Origin of the sequence: Nocardioides abyssi (assembly GCF_030412915.1) — a bacterium.
GTDB lineage: Bacteria > Actinomycetota > Actinomycetes > Propionibacteriales > Nocardioidaceae > Nocardioides > Nocardioides abyssi.
In genome coordinates, this window is sequence record NZ_JAUHJR010000057.1 from 1 (window position 1) to 362 (window position 362).

Annotated in this window: 1 protein-coding gene; it reads right to left on the reverse strand. The window is 32.6% G+C overall.

Translation table 11 applies throughout. The features are described from left to right. Positions 1-54: 54 nt before the first annotated feature. Positions 55-362 (reverse strand): MBF2 family protein (locus QWY29_RS19890; protein ID WP_300962974.1); only part of this gene is annotated, 308 nt, incomplete at its 5' end.

Genomic DNA, 362 nt, shown 5'->3' on the forward strand with positions numbered 1-362 from the left:
ATTATCTTTTATAAATAAGTAACTATTAAGCGCATTTGGATTATTTGGATATTTTTAAGCACTATAAATTTCGATGTGATAATCCAATCCTTTTCCTGTTTGAGATTTTAAAACTATTTCTGTTTTGTAATCATTCAGGCCACCACTGACGATATTAGCATAACCACCATTTTCTCCCAGTTTATTTGTAACAATAATACAAGTAATTTTGTTTGGATTAACTCCGCTCTCAGGAAAGTCTATGGTTTCTGTCAGAACGGCAAGGAATTTTCCATTTTCCTTAACGTCTTTTTGATATAAGAGTTTGGTGGCAGTAGAAGGATCTGGACATTGGTATATATTGTGATCGTTTTGCCCATTAC